We start from the raw sequence: 16,447 nt of genomic DNA, 5'->3' as shown, positions 1-16,447 counted from the left end.
AGAGCGCTTGCCAGCCGAGGCACCTTCAAGCTGATACTCACCGCCGCTCTCGCCGAGTGGCGGGGTCTTTGTGACGAATGAAGGACAGCTACACTGGCCTAGCTGAGATTGGTTCGAATCCCTGTCTCCCCGCCACTCATACCTGTCTCACTTCAGTTGTGTTTTCTGACCCGGAATTGTTCCGCAATTCCCGCGAGTTGACGCATGCTCTTTCAATCAGAGTCGGAGCAGATCGTACACTCGGATCACGATTCAGGCCACAGTCTCAGTGCCGCATTTTGGTGGGGTCGCTTTGGGCGGGATTTCCCTGATACCCGGAAGTTTACAGGGAAATTTCGCAAAACGGGACTGAGTTCAGTAATTTCACCTGTCAGAACTGAATGTTTTACAGGGGGTTAATGTTGCAAATTCCCTAAAAGGTGGAGCAGGGAATTTTCTCGTGCGAACGGGGAATTGTTCCGCCGGATCAGGGAGGGCGAAGTCTGTATCAGGGACGCAGGATCTGGAGATGTCAGAAGCCGAACAGGCGTTCCTGTTCGGACCATTCAAGTGGGTGGGTCACGCTGACCAGACGCTTGAGTGTGAGTTCGGGCGGCTGGGTGCCGTTGAGAATCGCGGCCTGAATCTTCGGTGAGAGAAACGCGAGCTGAGCACGGGCAAGGATGAAAGCGCCGGGGACGCTTTCACGCCGCGCAACTTCCATCAGTTGAACTCCGGACTTCAGATCGTGGGTCCAGCCATGGGCGCGGATCAACATGGACCGGAGGCGGGGATCGGGTTGCGCCTTTGGTATCTTCGCCTGTCATATTAATAGGTTTTTTTGCGCTGTTTTCCTCCGGGGACACAGGCGCGTATCCCATTGTCTTTCAATGCTTCACGGAACCAATTGGTATCGTACGCGTGATCAGCGAAGGCAACACTTGCAGGTATCGAAGACACACACATGATCCGCGGAGATAAAATACGCCTGGACTCGGTTAGTTTCAACGCATCGCGGATTTGGCTGCTTTACCTGTTGATCCGACGAAATTTCCACGTTCAGCGATAAATTTCGCGACAGAAATCCGCCCTTTGAAAGCAGGCCCACTTCACTTTCTTTCAAGCGTTTCTGGGGAAAAGGGTATATTAAACCGTGGGCTAATGATCTGCTTTGGTTTTTTTGGTTCGAGCCTCTGCTTCGCACTGTTCTCCGAGCGGCGCGCAGAAAACATCTTAGCAAGTTTGCGCTTAATCTTTCGTCTCATCCATTTACTCCTTGACGAGGCGTTCTGTCATGGCCGCGAAATACCGCCATTGGTCGAAGCCAAAAAATATTCCATTGAATCGTACTTTTCCGGCTCACCGTGATTATCTGAATTGGCCTCACTAATTTCCAACATTGCGTCGACAACCTTCCTTAGATTGCCTCCAAGTTTATTTTGCTCTGCTGTACCTTGACAAAATAGATCTTGAAACGCGTCATATTGTTTGCGCACAGTTTCATTACGGAACAGCGATGAACACCCAAATCCATCCAAAAACTGCGGGCTGCCACCTGTCCAATGGGCAATTTTCATTGCAATCAGTTTATCTGCGATTGACCGAGCTTCTTGATTGTCAATTGCCGTAGTTGAGGCAATTTTTTCAGCATAGTAATCTCTCAGGTTTAAGGTTTCTTGTGCATGCTCCAGATAATGCAGACGGCTGGGCGGTCCAAACCTACTATGAGTGGCTAGTTTTGTGGTGAAGTAGCCAATTTCTGGCAAGGCCTTGATCTTCCCAGCCAGACAATCGTGGAGGCCGACATTATAGTCGCCAAATATTTTCATGGCATTAAGCTGTAAGTTGTTACATCTTTCAAGGTAGTGATCGCGGCGTGTCGCAGCATAACTGGTCGCGAAGGCCCATTGGCTGTATTTAGACAGACGAGAAACTATGTCTTCGTCTTGAAGGCTGAATGCATGAAGAAATTTCGCGTTGAACTGATCTTCGTCTAACATTGACAGGCAAATGATCCCGCCGATAGCGACGACGTGGTCGTGGTTTGCGCGCAGGAATTCAACACCTTGATAGAGTGTATCAAGCACAGGAAAATCATCATCTGCTCCGACGAAGATAATGTCATCATCCAACCCGCTCACACAATCAACCATGCGGTCCCGAAAATGCAGATCGGAATCGTACTCCTTATATTCGATCTGCAAAAGACTGTCGTTGTCACGTACCGCTTCCTCATAAGCAGCAAGGTATGAATGATGACTGCCATTGGCGATCACCACACGTTGTCCCGGATTGAACTCGCCCAGATACTTAAGGAGAAAGGACAAAGACATTGGACGGTTACGTGTGGGAATAACTAGTGGGACCATGGTGCATCCTTATGCGGCTAATACCGGAGATCTAGTGGGCTACACGGCGTCGAATTATGGTCTATTAGAAATTTGACGGTGTAGATATGCGGTCCAGCGCGGCTCATAACTTGATATTTTCGCATGTGTCCAACCCCAAAACACGATCGAAGTCAATCTGTGAAAATATAGGTGCTGGCAACTTAACTGGAATTATTCCATGCTAACCAGCTTCTGACTCTTGAATTTTTGGCTTGTTCGGGCGGGAGCAGCCTCACTTCGTTGCGCTCGATCAGATACGCTCAACCTCTGGGCTGACTACTCCGGTAGAATGGCGGCATGAGACAACATCTGCGAATAGATCGCAGTCCGCCGCAGACAACTTGGCAATACCCGAGTTCAATCAGGAACGCCAACTCAACTCACGACCGAACTTTGAGCTGACCCAAAGTGGCAGCTTTGATTCACATGGGTTTTCAAATTATGTAGCAAACTGAGACCAGCTCGACGCGTCTCACACCACTCTCCTTGCTAATCAAAGTTATCATGCTTAAAGGGAATTCAATTATCTGCGGCCTGTTGGTCGATTAGAACAGAGCGGAGCGATGATTTGAAAGCGGTAATTCTAGCGGGCGGGCTTGGAACTCGGATTAGTGAAGAATCTCACCTCCGCCCAAAACCCATGATTGAAATTGGTGGTTTGCCCATATTATGGCACATCATGAAAATCTATGGCGCCCATGGGATCACTGAATTTGTCATCTGCTGCGGCTACAAAGGCTATCTGATCAAAGAGTATTTCGCGAACTACTTTCTACATACATCCGATGTCACATTTGATCTAAAAGACAATAAGATGAAGGTGCACAATCGATACTCGGAGCCTTGGCAGGTTACATTGGTCGACACCGGTCAGCTAACCCAAACCGGTGGCCGCCTAAAGCGTGTGAAGGAGCATCTGACCGACACGTTTTGTCTTACATACGGCGACGGTGTGACGGACCTTGATATTACCAAGCTTTTGGCCTTTCACAAAAGAACTGGCAGCCGTGCGACCGTTACCGCCTTGCAACCAGCAGCGCGGTTCGGAGCCTTGGAGATCGAGGGTGATTTTGTGACCCGGTTTAACGAGAAACCCGATGGAGATGGCTTCTGGGTTAACGGCGGTTTTTTTGTCTGTGAGCCTGAGGTGATTGACTACATCGACGGAGACGAAACGATTTGGGAACGCGCTCCATTGGAAACTCTGGCAACTGAGCGACAGCTTTCAGTGTTCAAGCATTCGGGTTTCTGGGCTCCGATGGATACGATGCGGGATCGTGATTACCTTGAAGAGCTTTGGAAATCCGGCGATGCACCATGGAAAACTTGGTGATGAATGCGTTCTGGAAAGACAAACGCGTTCTGATTACCGGACATACCGGGTTCAAAGGTGCATGGCTTGCGCTGTGGTTGACGCAACTCGGTGCCAAAGTCACTGGCATAGCACTGGCACCTGAAAGTCCCTTTTTTTCCTCTCTGAAACTAGAAGATACCATCAGGCACATTATCGGTGACATTCGAGATTCGTCTGTCGTGACAAACGCCGTAACAGCGTCAGACCCCGAAATTGTTTTTCACATGGCAGCACAATCTTTGGTTTTACGTGGATACGAAACCCCGATTGAGACCTGGTCCACCAATGTGATGGGGACGCTCAATCTTATGGAGGCGCTGCGTGATCTGACCGGTCCACGCGCCGTGGTTATGGTAACTACAGACAAAGTGTATGCCAACGACGAACAAGCGCGGCCATTTCGCGAAACTGATCCCCTAGGTGGTCATGATCCATATAGTTCCAGCAAAGCCGCGATGGAAATTGGCGTCGATAGCTGGAGAAAATCTTTTTTTGCAAAGACAGAGATCCGTATGGCTTCGGCGCGCGCAGGCAACGTTATTGGCGGTGGCGACTGGGCCGAGAACCGCATCGTGCCCGATATTGCACGTGCCCTGGCGGCCGACATTCCAGTCAAAGTGCGCAACCCGAATTCCGTTCGACCATGGCAACACGTCCTGGAGCCTCTGCGAGGGTATTTGATACTCGCGGAAAAGCTGTTTACGTCGGCAGATCCCGATCTCCAAAGTGCGTTCAATTTTGGTCCACCATCTGAGGGGGTAAGAACCGTAAAGGACGTTGTTACAACGGCACTCTCCATGTGGCCGGGCGCATGGGAAGATACTTCTCGGAAATCCTATTCTGCCCACGAAGCTCAGATTCTCCGGCTTGCCACTGACAAGGCAGAGGCACTGCTGGGTCATTTCGCCTGTTGGTCTTTCGAAGACGGCATCCGCGCTACAATACAGTGGTACCAGTCTGTTGCGGAGGGCCAGTGCCCTCGTGCGGTCTCACTTAAACAGTTGCAATATTATGGTGAATCTTGAAGCTTATCCCTCAAGATATTGATGGGCTTTACGAAGTCCAGTTGGCGCGCCAGTCCGATGCCCGCGGTGCTTTTGCTCGTACATTCTGTGCTGACGTTTTTGCGCAAGCCGGTCTGCTGACCAATTGGGTGCAAATGAATATGTCGCAAACCAAGGGGCAAGGTACTTTGCGCGGTCTGCATTTTCAGCGTGCGCCGATGGCTGAGGCAAAGCTTATACGTGCAACCGAAGGAAAGGTATTCGATCTGGCGCTTGACCTGCGCGAAGGCTCTCCAACCTTTGGTCAAAGCAGAGCAATCACATTATGCGCTGAGGCTGGGAACGCAATCTACATTCCTGAGGGCTGCGCTCATGGTTTCCAGACATTGACCGAGACTGCGACGCTACACTATTGCCACACTGCTCCGTACACACCGGAACTTGAGGGTGGTGTGCGTGCGACAGACCCCGATCTGGGCATTGATTGGCCCTTACCTATCACGCTTATGTCGGAAAGAGATCAAAACTTGCCTGCCCTGCTGGATGTTCGCCCCTTATGACCAATACCTGCCGACATTGTCTGTCTTCACGCACTATGGCGTTTCTTGATTTGGGATATGCACCCCCGTCAAACGATTATCTAAGTGCGGAAGCGCTTTCTCGTCCCGAACTGACCTATCCGCTGCGGCTTTTCGTGTGCAAGGAGTGCCGCCTTGTACAAACGGAAGACTTCTCGTCGGGCGAGGCGCTATTCACCGAAGAATACGCTTATTTTTCTTCCACCTCGACCTCTTGGCTTGCCCATGCCAAAGCCTATTGCGACACGGTTATCGAACGATTTGCTCTAGATGCGGATTCTCATGTGATCGAGGTTGCATCCAACGACGGTTATCTGCTGCGCAATTTTCGGAAGGCAGGGATCCCCTGCCTAGGTATTGAACCCACACATTCCACCGCCTCCGCAGCGACGGCAATCGGGATCAATGTTGTAGAGGAGTTCTTCGGGGAAGGGTTGGCTAAGGGGCTGGCCAAATCTGATCTTGTCATAGGTAACAATGTCTTTGCCCATGTACCCGACATTAACTGTTTCTCGCGAGGGCTGGCGGTTTGCCTAAAACCTCAGGGCGTGGTCACACTCGAGTTTCCGCATTTGTTGAACCTGGTGACGCAAAACCAGTTCGATACCGTGTATCACGAACATTTCTCCTACATTTCTCTTCTTTCAGCCGAGCGTATTCTGGCGGCGGCAGGTTTGCGGGTGTTCGATGTTGAACAACTAACAACTCATGGCGGCAGCTTGCGTCTCTTTGCCTGTCTTGAAGGAGCCAGACATGCGCAAACCGACGCCGTGAAGGCCATGCGTGATCTCGAAGCATCTCACGGAATGAATGACGATGACTTCTACACAGGTTTCCAACTCAAAGCGGAAAAGGTCAAAGACGATTTCTTGCGGTTCGTGCTGGATGCTAAGGCGGAGGGAAAGTCGGTAGCAGGATACGGCGCAGCCGCGAAAGGCAACACGCTTATGAACTTCGCAGGCGTTGGTCCAGACGCCATTGAATTCGTATGTGATGCTGCAGAATTTAAGATCGGCAAATACCTACCGGGCAGTCATATCCCCATTCTGGCGCCAGACGAGCTACAGAACCGACGTCCAGACTACCTGGTGATATTCCCATGGAACCTGAAAACCGAGATTATGCAATCACTTGATTGGCTTGTAGATACCCGTTTTGTAACTGCTGTGCCAGAACTGCAAATCCTATGACCGACCGCATCGTCTATACCCGACCCTCTATCACCGATCTCGAGGTTAGTTATGCCACAGATGCCGCCCGCACTGGTTGGGGGCCGAAATGTTATGACTACATTCATCGCTTCGAGGCGACCTTCGCAGAGTATGTCGGAACAAAACATGCTATTTCGACTTCCAGTTGCACGGGCGCGATGGAGATGGGTCTGGCTGCGCTAGGTATCGGTCCGGGCGATGAGGTCATCCTTGCCGACACAAATTGGATCGCTACGGTTGCTCCCGTCGTGCATTTGGGCGCAACACCGATTTTCGTTGATATCTTGCCAGACAGTTGGTGTATTGATCCTGATCAGGTCCGCGCGGCGATTACATCGAAAACCAAGGCCATCATAGCCACACATCTCTACGGTAATCTCTGTGAGATGGACACACTGTTGAGCATCGCAGATGAATGTGGAGTGGTGCTTATCGAAGACGCGGCCGAAGCGTTGGGTGCGCGATATCGCGCCATTCATACAGGCGCGATGGGAAAGTTCGGGACCTTCTCTTTTCATGGTACGAAAACGTTGACCACCGGCGAAGGCGGGATGCTGGTGACCGATGACGATGCTTTGGCGGATCGCATTCTGACGCTGTCCAATCACGGACGTGACAAGGCGCAGAAAAAACAATTCTGGGCTGATACGGTCGGCTACAAATTCAAGATGTCAAACATTCAAGCTGCAATAGGAATGGGGCAGATTGAGCGCATTGAGGAACTGACGAACCGCAAAGCGGAGATACTAGCGGCCTACAAAGAGCGGCTGTCGCATCTAGGGCTATCGATGAACCCTGAGCCTCCTCACGTTCGGAATGGCGCGTGGATGCCCACTGTTGTTTTTGACAAGGCACTTGGCGTCTCCCGTGAGAGGGCCTTGGCAGCATTCGAGGCAGCAAACATTGATGCGCGTGTATTTTTCTACCCGCTTTCCAGCCAGCCTATGTTCGTAGAAGCGCCTACCCCGCATGCCCATGATATTTGCGAGCGGGCACTGAACCTGCCCAGTTTTCACGACATGACAGACGGGGACATTGATCGAGTCTGTCGGGTAATCGAGACCTTGGCCTCTCCTTAGGCTTTCACAATCTCGTCAATACGCCCGTTGATCTGGGCGCCTTTGGCAAGTCCGCGATACATGAACTCTTCGTACCCGCGCTCTTTCATCGCGCGTATCGTGCGGTCGATGTCATAAACGACTCTGTGCAGGGCAATCTGGCCATCTGATAAGATTGCGTAAGCTGCACGTGGGTCTCCATCGCGCGGCTGTCCGACCGAGCCCGGATTGCAAAAGACGTGCGTACCGAAGTCTAGAATGCATTGCACATGGGTATGACCCGCAAAGAGCCGTGTTACGCCTTTGGGAAACGTATCGATCCCCACTTTATAGAGGTATTCATCGACATGATCCTGCGGTCCTCCGTGTACAAACAATGTTGTGCCATCCTGGATGCTGTCCATTGATCGGCTTAACCATGCCACGCTGTCCGAACTTAGCTCTGTCTGATGTTTGTCTATGATACCCGCGACGACCTTAGAGCGTTCGCAATTCTGTCCCGACGTAACGTAGCTGTCGTGATTGCCCAGTATATTGCGCACCCCTTCTGCCTTGAGCAGTTGTACGCATTCTTCCGGCTGACCATTATACCCAATAACGTCGCCAAGGCACACAAACTCTGTCACCCCTTTGGACTTCGCGTCAGCCAAAACCGCCTCAAGCGCGGCCAGATTGGCATGAATATCAGAGATCAGGCCCAGCATAACGTATCCGATCTGCGTTGTGACGCTGCGCAATCCCTTCACGCAAGACAGGTTGCGCAGGCCGTCGTCGGTTCAGGTAAAAGTCAACACACATCTCAGCTTCGTTGAACCCGAAAGCGGTTCGCAAGGAACAACTACTTGAAAACCGAGGGTTGATTTCAAGAAGATAGGCATCCTCACCTTCCAAACGGAATTGTAAGTTGGTTGGACCCAGCGGCTTGTAGTAGCGCATGATTGTATCAGTTGCTTTGGATACGGCTTCATGAGTGACGGTCTTTGCCTCGCCAGTGTTACCGGCACGTGTCAATCGGCGCTGAAAGATCAGTGGGCCAATGTAATCGCCGTCGCCAAAGCCAAATGTACCGACAGTATATTCATCGTCGTCCGTACCAACAATCCGTTGCACAAGAAATTCGCCCGAGGTTTTTCCGCTCCAATAATCAAAATCTACTTCGTCATGAAGAAGTACAATGCCAACGGAGCCTTCCCCAGTGCTGGGTTTCAAAAGAAATGGCGGTTTCCCCAGCGCCGTGCAGGCCGCTTCCCAAGTGCCACCTCCTGTAATCGACGGGATGACTGGCAACCCCAACTGCGCATAGTCGGCTGCAAAATCCGACTTGTTTTCAGTCAACGCGATAAGATGCGATGTGTTTAGGGCCAACGCTACCCCGAGGTCTTCGAAAATACTTCGGTGGGCGTCTAGAAACGCCATGTCGATGCTGATACCTGGAATAATCAGTTCAATTCCGTGATCCTGCACCAAATCTTTCCAGAACGTCAGATACGCATCTGAGCTTTCGTCTAGCTTGGGTTTCAGCAGAGTTTCATCGCACAGCTCTGCGCCGAATAGCGACATGCGCCGGTCAAGTCCAATTAACCACGACCGCCCGTCATCCCGCAGACTGCTGGCGATGCCCTGGCCTATGAGCGCTCCTACGCCGGTGACCAGAATACGTCGGCGCTCGTTCACAACTCAGGCCCCGCACAAACAGCTCTAGTCATGAGACACTTCTACAAGAAGACCAACACAAAGATCTGGAAAGTCAACGCCAACAGCCATCATCGCGCGCATGTTCTCTTCAAAGTTATCTAGCGTTCTGAGAACACCCAATGGAAGAGGCTTCAGGTAAAGCCCTTCCTCATGCGTTACTCTGTACCCGGCCAGCTCGATGGCGCTTCGCAATGTATCGCGGCAAAAATTGCGTTGATGTCCGAGCATTAAATCCGTTTCGTTCAGATCATAAATGTCCTCGATCATCCCCATCTCAAGCCCGAGGCGCCGGTTTAACGATTTTGCATTCGGTACAGCAATCCAAATGCGACCGTTGGGAGCTAGAAACTTTTTGTACCGGCTTAGAATGGCGACTGGATCATCCACATGCTCGAGCACGAATCCCATGACAATCAGATCGAAGGTGTCGGTAGGTGTGTAAGTTTCGAAGTACCCCGCCTCCAATGATCCAGTATACCAAGGGTTCTTGGACTGAAAATTCTCGATGACCTTTTGAGAGCCTTCAACGACGACGTGCTGGTCACTCATCTTGAAAAAGAAGGGAACTGTGTAACCATGCCCCAACCCAAGCTCTAGCAAACGCCCAACATGTCCCGCACGCTCAAAAATCCTCTCGGGATACCACCGCATAATGAGATCATTCTCAATCTCGACACTAGGTGGCTGCAAATACTTTGATGCGACGTCGTCTAGGTTTTCCATCAGATAGTCAGCCCTTTCGAATACACGTCATGACAGGTAGAGGAATTTCCGATCAGGGGTCTGAAAATTTGGAATTCCTTCAATTATTCGGCGCGCGTGACGTGGGTTTAGCCCCACCAAAATTGCCGCGGGCTCCGATTGCAAATCTCGCGGGGGGACTATCGGAATGCCATCAATCTCCTTGCCATGCAGAAACGGATTCTGATCGACAAAATAGCTGACGCGGCAGGGTTCTTTCAGACAGGAATAGATGAAATGGCCATAAATCCCGGCACCATATATCGCCAAAGGCATGTCCACCTCGACTGTCTCCTCGAATGTGGTGATCCGTGTTTTGATGTCGCTCCAAAAAGCGGCCAACTGCTTGGCATCATCTACCCGGTTCGGGAATTCTGGTGGAGTTAGAACTTGCGCGTCAGTTGAGGTAAGCCGACCTGAAACGACGTAAGCCGACGCATGAGCATCTGAATCAATATCTATGCTATCGAACCCAGCATCGGTCATGAGGCGCCACAAAGACGACTCGGAGAAGTGGTTTACGTGATCTGCGACTACGAAATCAGCCGCGTTCTGATACATGTCCGGCACGATAAAGTAGAAATACCCTCCTTCTTTGAGCAGTATGCTGACCTCCGCCAGTATCCGATCAAGATGTGGGATATGTTCCAGTGCGTAGAACGAAAGAACGACGTCCATCTGCCGTTGCCAACTCGGGTCAGGTGCATGAGTGGCCCATTTGGCGCTGGTTGGAAAGCGTTCCCAAAACGGTATGTATTTGTCCGTCACATCAAACAAATACGGCTCTATCTCTGGTATTTCTTTGCAAACGGACCTTAGAGTGGGAGCCTTGGCGCAGCCGTAATCTAGTACCTTTCGATGTTTTGAAAGATCAATTTTTGACATCAGCACATTCGCCTGATGTTGCGACCGATAAACTTCCTTGCCGTCTACGACGGCGTAAAGCTGATCATCGTCTTGGCTGTCAATACTGATCTCATACTCGGTGGAATAAAACGCTTCCAGATCGGGCAGTTCATTGGTTTGAGCGTGCTGGCAAACCTCACAGAAATAAACAGTAGTGCGACCCTCAATGAGGTTGTTCATTGTGGTAAGTGATCTGTTTTCGCTGCTTTCAAAAATCGGAGCACCGGAAGGCGTACCGCAGACATTACATGTTGTCGTCATATCTTACGTCTCGTCGTTGTCATACCTTACGTCTCGATAAAATGATCGGGAAACACCTGTGCGACGTCAGTACCGGATGTCACCGACGCTTTCCAACCTACTTTCTGTCCCACAGGATCGCGGTAGTTAAAAAAACGGCTTTGCACTGACCAGCGTGCTCTTTCTGCTCGGTTCACGCCTGAGCCATGGAGCGTCAAAAAATCCATTAACAATAAGTCACCGGGTTCCGTCAGTGGGGCAGCTTGTTCGTATTTGCCGATAATCTCGTCCTCGTCGTGCAGGCCGATCTGATATGCGCCTTGCTTGTCAGCGTAGTTCGCTCCGCGAGAATAAACGCAAAGTCCGTCGCGATGGGATTTGGGTAGAACAATCACAGGGCCATATTCATCAGTTACGGGTAAAAGCGGGGTCCAAAATACAATTCCATCAATGCTTTGAGGCTGGTACATGAATTCTTGATGCCAATGAGAGCGAAATTTGTCTTCGTATGGGACATCAATCCGAATGCCATAAGACGCCGCACCAATCCCCGAATGCGTAGTATTGCGCAAGCTACGAAATAGCGCATCTGATCTCTCGTTACAAACCAAGCGCAGGAACGCCGGTATTTGCTTAACCAGATCGTAAATCTCGCCGCCATAGCTACGGTTCCTAGCAATAAGGGTGTTGTAACCTGCGTCAAATTGTTCAGGCGTAAATCGGGGGCGGTTCAGATCTTCACCATGACGCTCTGCCACCAGACCGATAATTTCATATATATCTTTCTGAATCGGTGCGATTTCTTTAGCGACGTCGTAAAAGCCCTTGATTATCAAATACCCTTCAGCTTCGAAGAATTTCCGGTCCGCTTCGGATAAGATCGCTGTCACGTCAAAGCTCCTCATACCTCAGGACTTCGTCTTTCATAATGTCCCGAGACCGTCAATACCAGACCGACGACCCCAAATAGACGGCGAATTAGCGAGTTCTTTTGGAGTAGGACAGTTAAAGCTGAGGACATTCGAATTGGCTGAACTGATCATGGGCCAATTCATAAAAGACACCGAGGCGGCTATGATGTAACGATAGCAACATGGCCCCGGTAGTCGCTAGAACGTTCTAAGAATTCGGCACACTTATTCAAAGTGGGATGCTCTATTGTTTTAGTAGAGACCTTTGAGCTATTCATTTCGGAAGCTAGACAAAAAAGTGTTCGGGTTGTTCAAAAGCGTGTCGGACCGACGCGAATGTTCGCGATATAAAACCTACTCACACAATGGATGGTGACACGACCTGCAACAAAGCTTAGATGAGAGCTCCAGAGCGTGGCAAATCACTTAAAAATGCTGAAGGCAAATCATGACGTCAAAAGACGACCGCAAAGAGTTTGAAGCTCACAAGAAAAAGCAATGCTTGGCGCTTGGGCAAGACGAGCAGGTTTTTCAAAGTTCAATTGCACATATGTTGCAACTTGATCCTTATGACTACTCTTATCTGTGGAGCTGGATGGGTGCACCCATCATTCAGATGCCTGCAGATGTGATGGCGACACAGGAAGTGATCTGGAACACGAAACCCGATGTCATTATCGAAACTGGCGTGGCACGCGGTGGCTCGGTGCTGTTTATGGCCTCACTATTGCAGTTGATTGGCAACGGCACCGTGATCGGAGTCGACATAGATATCCGCTCTCATAACCGTGACACGATCAACAAACACCCTATGTCGAAACGAGTCACCCTAATTGAGGGGCCGTCGACCAGCGAGGAAACACTGGCCGCTGTGCGTGCCGAGATCCCTGAAGGCGCCAAAGTCATGGTAGTTCTAGACAGCGATCACAGCCGCGATCATGTTCTGACCGAATGCCGTGCCTACGGTCCGTTGGTGACACCCGGCTGCTACATGGTCGTTGCAGATACGATGATCGGGCATGTCGCCCAAAAGGACAGTCCGCAAAATCGGTCGAAATCGTGGTTTACTGGAAACGAGCCGCTATCAGCGCTCAATGACTATATGTCAGAGGCAGACTTATTCGAAATTGATCCGGTGTTGAACGGCAAGCTTGTGCTATCCTCTTCGCCTGGCGGGTACATTCGCCGCAAACCAGCATGACCACCGTAGTCATTTCGCAACCAATGTATTTTCCTTGGCCGGGGTTTTTGGCTCAACTCGCCTTGGCCGACATAGTCGTTTGGTTGGTAGATGCGCAGTTCTCCAAGGGTTCGTTTACCAATCGGGTGCAGGTAAAGCTGCCAACAGGTACCTCCTGGCTCAGTGTACCGGTAAAACACACTGGCAGTAGCACCAAAATCGTTGATCTCACCGCCGCCAATCCACACTGGCTTGAAAGTCACGTTGCTAAACTCAAACAATCGTTGAAAGACACCCCTTATTTGGACACGACATTGGCGTTGGTTCAAAGACTGGAACGATACGACAAGCTCTGCGACGCCCTGATTGCCAGCAGTGAAGGACTGGCCTCTAGATGTGGAATTGCGCCCAAAAGTACCTGTCTCAGCACTGATTTGAATATTGGCGGACACGGGTCAGAACGGGTCATGCACATCGTAAAGGAATTGGGCGGAACGCGCTATGTCACCGGACATGGCGCTCGCAACTACCTGGAGCACAAGGGGTTTGAATTGGCAGGGATCAACGTCGAATACATGGAATATGATGTCAGGCCGTGGGGGCGTGTTGAAGATGATTTTTCGCCGTTCGTGACCGGGCTTGACCTGTTAGCACATGTAGGCCCTGCTCAAGCTGCATCTTATCTAAACCCGCGCACACGCCACTGGAAAGAATTTCTTCAGAACCACCAACAGACATAGGCTTCCTAATATGGAATCGTTTCCGGTTTGGAACAGGATCGCATCATAGCGTTGACGGCTCGGAGTGTTCTATCTGTACCCCCAACTGTCCGGGGCAGAGGAGGTGATAGCCAAAGGATTGACGCCGCCTGAAGTGAGCTCCCACGCCCAATCTTACTGTGCCGTTAACTATTGGGCGCTAACTTGAGTAATTTAAAAAAATCAGTGCCTTATTGTGGCCCTTAGTTCTGGTCTATATCATTAGCTCCCGGTGTCTGACATCAGTACCATTGGGACAGTATTGATCGATTTGATAAGAGTAGATTTCTGGCTCATCGTAGCTGCCAAGGAGTGGAGATGAGAAAGAACCCCTAAAACAAGCAGAGTCACGGTGAGAAGCCAGCAAAGGACATTTGGCGTTCGACCCGTAAACAGTATTCCGCACAAGAAAAGATCCAGATCGTACTGGTCGGCCAAATAGGCGAGGAAAGTATTGCAGAGCTGTGCCGTCATGAGGGCACCGCGCAAAGCCTGTCCTGGGCGGACGCCTGTGGGCGCACCACCCTTTCGAACTATATTAAACTTGCTACCCCCCAACCCTCGCCGGGAGCAGGTTTTAGAGACGAGCACCCTGAAGGGCTTCGCCCAAAACCAGTTGTTAAAGGGAAATATGTACGACGCAACCACTTGGCAGAAGGCATGGCTGTGCGGCGTAATGGAAAATTTCTATCGCAAAAGGCAAAACTATTTGTCGCACATAGGGAGTAGGTGGCGGACCAAGGGGGAACAACCCTATTTGAGTAACCACTTTTCATGCAAAAAAATAACTGCCACAATATGTACCACGAAGTGGACAAGAATCGGTGGCGTGATCGGTCTACCACTCAGGACTTCGGGCTTTGTGCGGCCTGCCTTGTACCCAGTTCAAAATGCAGCTTGATGCATGGATCAATCCGAATTGGTAGATTCACTTTCAAGACTTTGGTTTCACTAGGGCAACCTGGGCTCTACAACGCTATAGATTCTAACGCGCGAGCACAGATATTCGCTATAACCAAGCGAATGAATCTTCGCTCAGATCCATAAATGCCAGAACCTCAACTAAGACTTTGGCACCACTTAAATTAAGCAGCACCCCGTCATCCAGATCCCGGTACTTAATGTCGGAGATATCGTCTGCAAATAGACCTGAGCCAATCCCAATCTGATCAATCCCAACTTCAAAATCAGTCATGATGTTGAAGCCATCAAAAAAGTGAAACTCAAGAAGGTCAGCTTCCTCTCCACTAATAAGAACACCGCGGCCTGGTCCGCCTCTCAGGATATCGGCGCTTTCCCCACCATCCAATTTATCTCTTCCAAAGCCATCCTCCAGGATGTCAGCTTCATCCAAGCCATTGATATGGTCTCGTCTCCGACTTCCCGAAAGCGATACGCTGTCATCCAGTATGTTTACAGAAATGAGGGCCGTGGCTTCGGAAGTTCTACCGAACGTGTCTTCAAGTTCATACGTGAATGTCTGGACTATCTCGTCACCGGGGGCGACCAAATCAAGACATCTGAATCTGCTTCCTATGTAAACGATCCATCATTATTCAGGTTTGGTAGCCTCTCTTCCGGACCTGAAAGCAGGGATACGGTTAGTCCTCCGCCTGTGTACCAGTTGTCGTTGGCTAGGATGTTTCCAGCGATGACATCGTCTTCGTCAATGTGAAAAACATCGTCTTGTGCATTTTGGTGGAAATGAAGCTGCTATGGCCGTCGCCCCATCGAGATCTTTCACCGTAGATTCCGAACCGGAATAATCGCCCCCTAGAACGATGGTTGTATCGGCAAATCCATCATTGTCTGTGTCTATGCCCAAAATTGCGGACCCCAAATAAACACTCAAATCACTTCGATCAAAACGGACACCATTCAATATAAAGACGTCATCAATCCCAAAGGTCTTGTCGGTAGACCTTGCCTTGAGGCGGGCAGGGGGCTTTCTCAGCATTTACCCAAGACAAGACCTGCTTCTTTCAAATACTATAAACACCTGTCCTGAGATCATCCGCCTTGCGGTGATGCAGTACATCCGCTTCCCGCTTTCGTTTCGGAATGTCGAAGTTCTGCTGCACGAACGAGGCATCGACGTGAGCCACGAAACTGTCCGCTATTGGTGGATCAGGTTTGGCCCGATGTTTGCCTCTGAGATCCGAAGAAAGCGGGTGCAACAACTGGGCGCATTCTCGAAATGGAAGTGGCATGTGGATGAGGTTTTTTGAAGGTTAATGGCAAGAAGCATTACCTCTGGCGGGCCGCAGATCATGAGAGCAAGGTGCTGGGAGCCGTTGTCACCAAACGCCGAAACAAAGCTGCAGCGCTGAAATTCCTCAAGACATTGATGAAGCGACACGGTAAAGCGGAAAACGTTGTCACAGATCGCTTCGCCTCATACAGAACCGCTTTCAGAGAGCTTGGTGCTGACAAAAAACAGAA

General features: G+C 50.5%; 16 protein-coding genes and 1 pseudogene. 8 read left to right on the top strand and 9 right to left on the bottom strand.

Features of this window, described 5'->3' with window-relative positions:
* Nucleotides 1-511: 511 nt before the first annotated feature.
* Nucleotides 512-757: a hypothetical protein gene (locus ACR0BI_RS22040; protein WP_480561280.1), complete on the bottom strand. Its 246-nt coding sequence runs from the start codon at nt 755-757 to the stop codon at nt 512-514.
* Nucleotides 758-1,271: 514 nt separating this feature from the next.
* A complete protein-coding gene (locus ACR0BI_RS22035; RefSeq protein ID WP_480561281.1) occupies nt 1,272-2,348 on the bottom strand; it encodes a TIGR00180 family glycosyltransferase in 1,077 nt (358 codons plus the stop codon).
* A gap of 589 nt (nt 2,349-2,937) precedes the next feature.
* Between ACR0BI_RS22035 and rfbF the strand changes: the two genes are divergently transcribed.
* The 5 genes from rfbF to ACR0BI_RS22010 are packed head-to-tail and all read left to right on the top strand — an operon-like array spanning nt 2,938 to nt 7,595.
* A complete protein-coding gene (gene rfbF, locus ACR0BI_RS22030; protein WP_170627351.1) occupies nt 2,938-3,702 on the top strand; it encodes a glucose-1-phosphate cytidylyltransferase in 765 nt (254 codons plus the stop codon).
* Nucleotides 3,687-4,748, top strand: a complete 1,062-nt coding sequence (gene rfbG / locus ACR0BI_RS22025; RefSeq protein WP_480561282.1) for a CDP-glucose 4,6-dehydratase — start codon at nt 3,687-3,689, stop codon at nt 4,746-4,748. The genes rfbF and rfbG overlap by 16 nt, the downstream gene beginning before the upstream one ends.
* On the top strand, nt 4,745-5,287 hold the full coding sequence (gene rfbC / locus ACR0BI_RS22020) for a dTDP-4-dehydrorhamnose 3,5-epimerase (protein ID WP_170399817.1): 543 nt from the start codon (nt 4,745-4,747) through the stop codon (nt 5,285-5,287). Before rfbG ends, rfbC begins: the two co-directional genes overlap by 4 nt.
* On the top strand, nt 5,284-6,495 hold the full coding sequence (locus ACR0BI_RS22015) for a class I SAM-dependent methyltransferase (RefSeq protein ID WP_170399820.1): 1,212 nt from the start codon (nt 5,284-5,286) through the stop codon (nt 6,493-6,495). The genes rfbC and ACR0BI_RS22015 overlap by 4 nt, the downstream gene beginning before the upstream one ends.
* Nucleotides 6,492-7,595: a DegT/DnrJ/EryC1/StrS family aminotransferase gene (locus ACR0BI_RS22010; RefSeq protein WP_170627347.1), complete on the top strand. Its 1,104-nt coding sequence runs from the start codon at nt 6,492-6,494 to the stop codon at nt 7,593-7,595. Before ACR0BI_RS22015 ends, ACR0BI_RS22010 begins: the two co-directional genes overlap by 4 nt.
* Here ACR0BI_RS22010 and ACR0BI_RS22005 read toward each other — a convergent pair.
* The 5 genes from ACR0BI_RS22005 to ACR0BI_RS21985 form a co-directional block, all read right to left on the bottom strand.
* Entirely contained in the window at nt 7,592-8,278 is a 687-nt protein-coding gene (locus ACR0BI_RS22005; RefSeq protein WP_170399826.1) for a metallophosphoesterase family protein, read from the bottom strand. The genes ACR0BI_RS22010 and ACR0BI_RS22005 overlap by 4 nt on opposite strands.
* Nucleotides 8,259-9,248 (bottom strand): ATP-grasp domain-containing protein, encoded by a 990-nt coding sequence (locus ACR0BI_RS22000; RefSeq protein ID WP_480561283.1) that lies wholly within the window; start codon nt 9,246-9,248, stop codon nt 8,259-8,261. The genes ACR0BI_RS22005 and ACR0BI_RS22000 overlap by 20 nt, the downstream gene beginning before the upstream one ends.
* A 24-nt stretch (nt 9,249-9,272) precedes the next feature.
* Nucleotides 9,273-9,992: a class I SAM-dependent methyltransferase gene (locus tag ACR0BI_RS21995; RefSeq protein WP_170399832.1), complete on the bottom strand. Its 720-nt coding sequence runs from the start codon at nt 9,990-9,992 to the stop codon at nt 9,273-9,275.
* Between the two features lie 27 nt (nt 9,993-10,019).
* Nucleotides 10,020-11,096 (bottom strand): class I SAM-dependent methyltransferase, encoded by a 1,077-nt coding sequence (locus tag ACR0BI_RS21990; protein ID WP_170627342.1) that lies wholly within the window; start codon nt 11,094-11,096, stop codon nt 10,020-10,022.
* A 107-nt stretch (nt 11,097-11,203) separates the two neighbouring features.
* On the bottom strand, nt 11,204-12,046 hold the full coding sequence (locus tag ACR0BI_RS21985) for a phytanoyl-CoA dioxygenase family protein (protein ID WP_480561284.1): 843 nt from the start codon (nt 12,044-12,046) through the stop codon (nt 11,204-11,206).
* A 469-nt stretch (nt 12,047-12,515) separates the two neighbouring features.
* Here ACR0BI_RS21985 and ACR0BI_RS21980 point away from each other — a divergent pair, with 469 nt between their 5' ends.
* Together ACR0BI_RS21980 and ACR0BI_RS21975 are read left to right on the top strand one after the other, a co-directional pair.
* Nucleotides 12,516-13,268 carry a CmcI family methyltransferase gene (locus ACR0BI_RS21980; protein ID WP_170565591.1) on the top strand — a complete coding sequence of 251 codons (753 nt, stop codon included), beginning with the start codon at nt 12,516-12,518 and terminating at the stop codon, nt 13,266-13,268.
* Complete coding sequence (locus tag ACR0BI_RS21975; protein WP_480561285.1) at nt 13,265-13,987, top strand: WbqC family protein; 723 nt, start codon at nt 13,265-13,267, stop codon at nt 13,985-13,987. The genes ACR0BI_RS21980 and ACR0BI_RS21975 overlap by 4 nt, the downstream gene beginning before the upstream one ends.
* A 1,027-nt stretch (nt 13,988-15,014) precedes the next feature.
* On the opposite strand, the gene ACR0BI_RS21970 is transcribed toward ACR0BI_RS21975, so the two are convergent.
* The gene (locus tag ACR0BI_RS21970; protein ID WP_480561286.1) at nt 15,015-15,359 is read right to left on the bottom strand and encodes a hypothetical protein; all 345 of its coding nucleotides are present in this window, start codon (nt 15,357-15,359) and stop codon (nt 15,015-15,017) included.
* Nucleotides 15,360-15,671: 312 nt separating this feature from the next.
* Complete coding sequence (locus tag ACR0BI_RS21965; RefSeq protein WP_480888645.1) at nt 15,672-15,962, bottom strand: hypothetical protein; 291 nt, start codon at nt 15,960-15,962, stop codon at nt 15,672-15,674.
* A gap of 9 nt (nt 15,963-15,971) precedes the next feature.
* Here ACR0BI_RS21965 and ACR0BI_RS21960 point away from each other — a divergent pair.
* Nucleotides 15,972-16,447 (top strand): annotated as a pseudogene (locus ACR0BI_RS21960) (IS6 family transposase); the annotation flags it as partial.

Source organism: Ruegeria sp. E5 (assembly GCF_056534105.1).
Note: the sequence above shows the minus strand (reverse complement) of the source record. Positions and strands in the feature narration are given on the sequence as shown.

What these genes read in the sequence shown, in the direction of transcription:
- ACR0BI_RS22040 (WP_480561280.1), bottom strand. Translation starts at nt 757, where the DNA reads ATGTTGATCCGCGCCCATGGCTGGACCCACGATCTGAAGTCCGGAGTT.
- ACR0BI_RS22035 (WP_480561281.1), bottom strand. Translation starts at nt 2,348, where the DNA reads ATGGTCCCACTAGTTATTCCCACACGTAACCGTCCAATGTCTTTGTCC.
- rfbG (WP_480561282.1), top strand. Translation starts at nt 3,687, where the DNA reads ATGGAAAACTTGGTGATGAATGCGTTCTGGAAAGACAAACGCGTTCTG.
- ACR0BI_RS22015 (WP_170399820.1), top strand. Translation starts at nt 5,284, where the DNA reads ATGACCAATACCTGCCGACATTGTCTGTCTTCACGCACTATGGCGTTT.
- ACR0BI_RS22010 (WP_170627347.1), top strand. Translation starts at nt 6,492, where the DNA reads ATGACCGACCGCATCGTCTATACCCGACCCTCTATCACCGATCTCGAG.
- ACR0BI_RS22005 (WP_170399826.1), bottom strand. Translation starts at nt 8,278, where the DNA reads ATGCTGGGCCTGATCTCTGATATTCATGCCAATCTGGCCGCGCTTGAG.
- ACR0BI_RS21995 (WP_170399832.1), bottom strand. Translation starts at nt 9,992, where the DNA reads ATGGAAAACCTAGACGACGTCGCATCAAAGTATTTGCAGCCACCTAGT.
- ACR0BI_RS21990 (WP_170627342.1), bottom strand. Translation starts at nt 11,096, where the DNA reads ATGAACAACCTCATTGAGGGTCGCACTACTGTTTATTTCTGTGAGGTT.
- ACR0BI_RS21980 (WP_170565591.1), top strand. Translation starts at nt 12,516, where the DNA reads ATGACGTCAAAAGACGACCGCAAAGAGTTTGAAGCTCACAAGAAAAAG.
- ACR0BI_RS21975 (WP_480561285.1), top strand. Translation starts at nt 13,265, where the DNA reads ATGACCACCGTAGTCATTTCGCAACCAATGTATTTTCCTTGGCCGGGG.
- ACR0BI_RS21965 (WP_480888645.1), bottom strand. Translation starts at nt 15,962, where the DNA reads ATGCTGAGAAAGCCCCCTGCCCGCCTCAAGGCAAGGTCTACCGACAAG.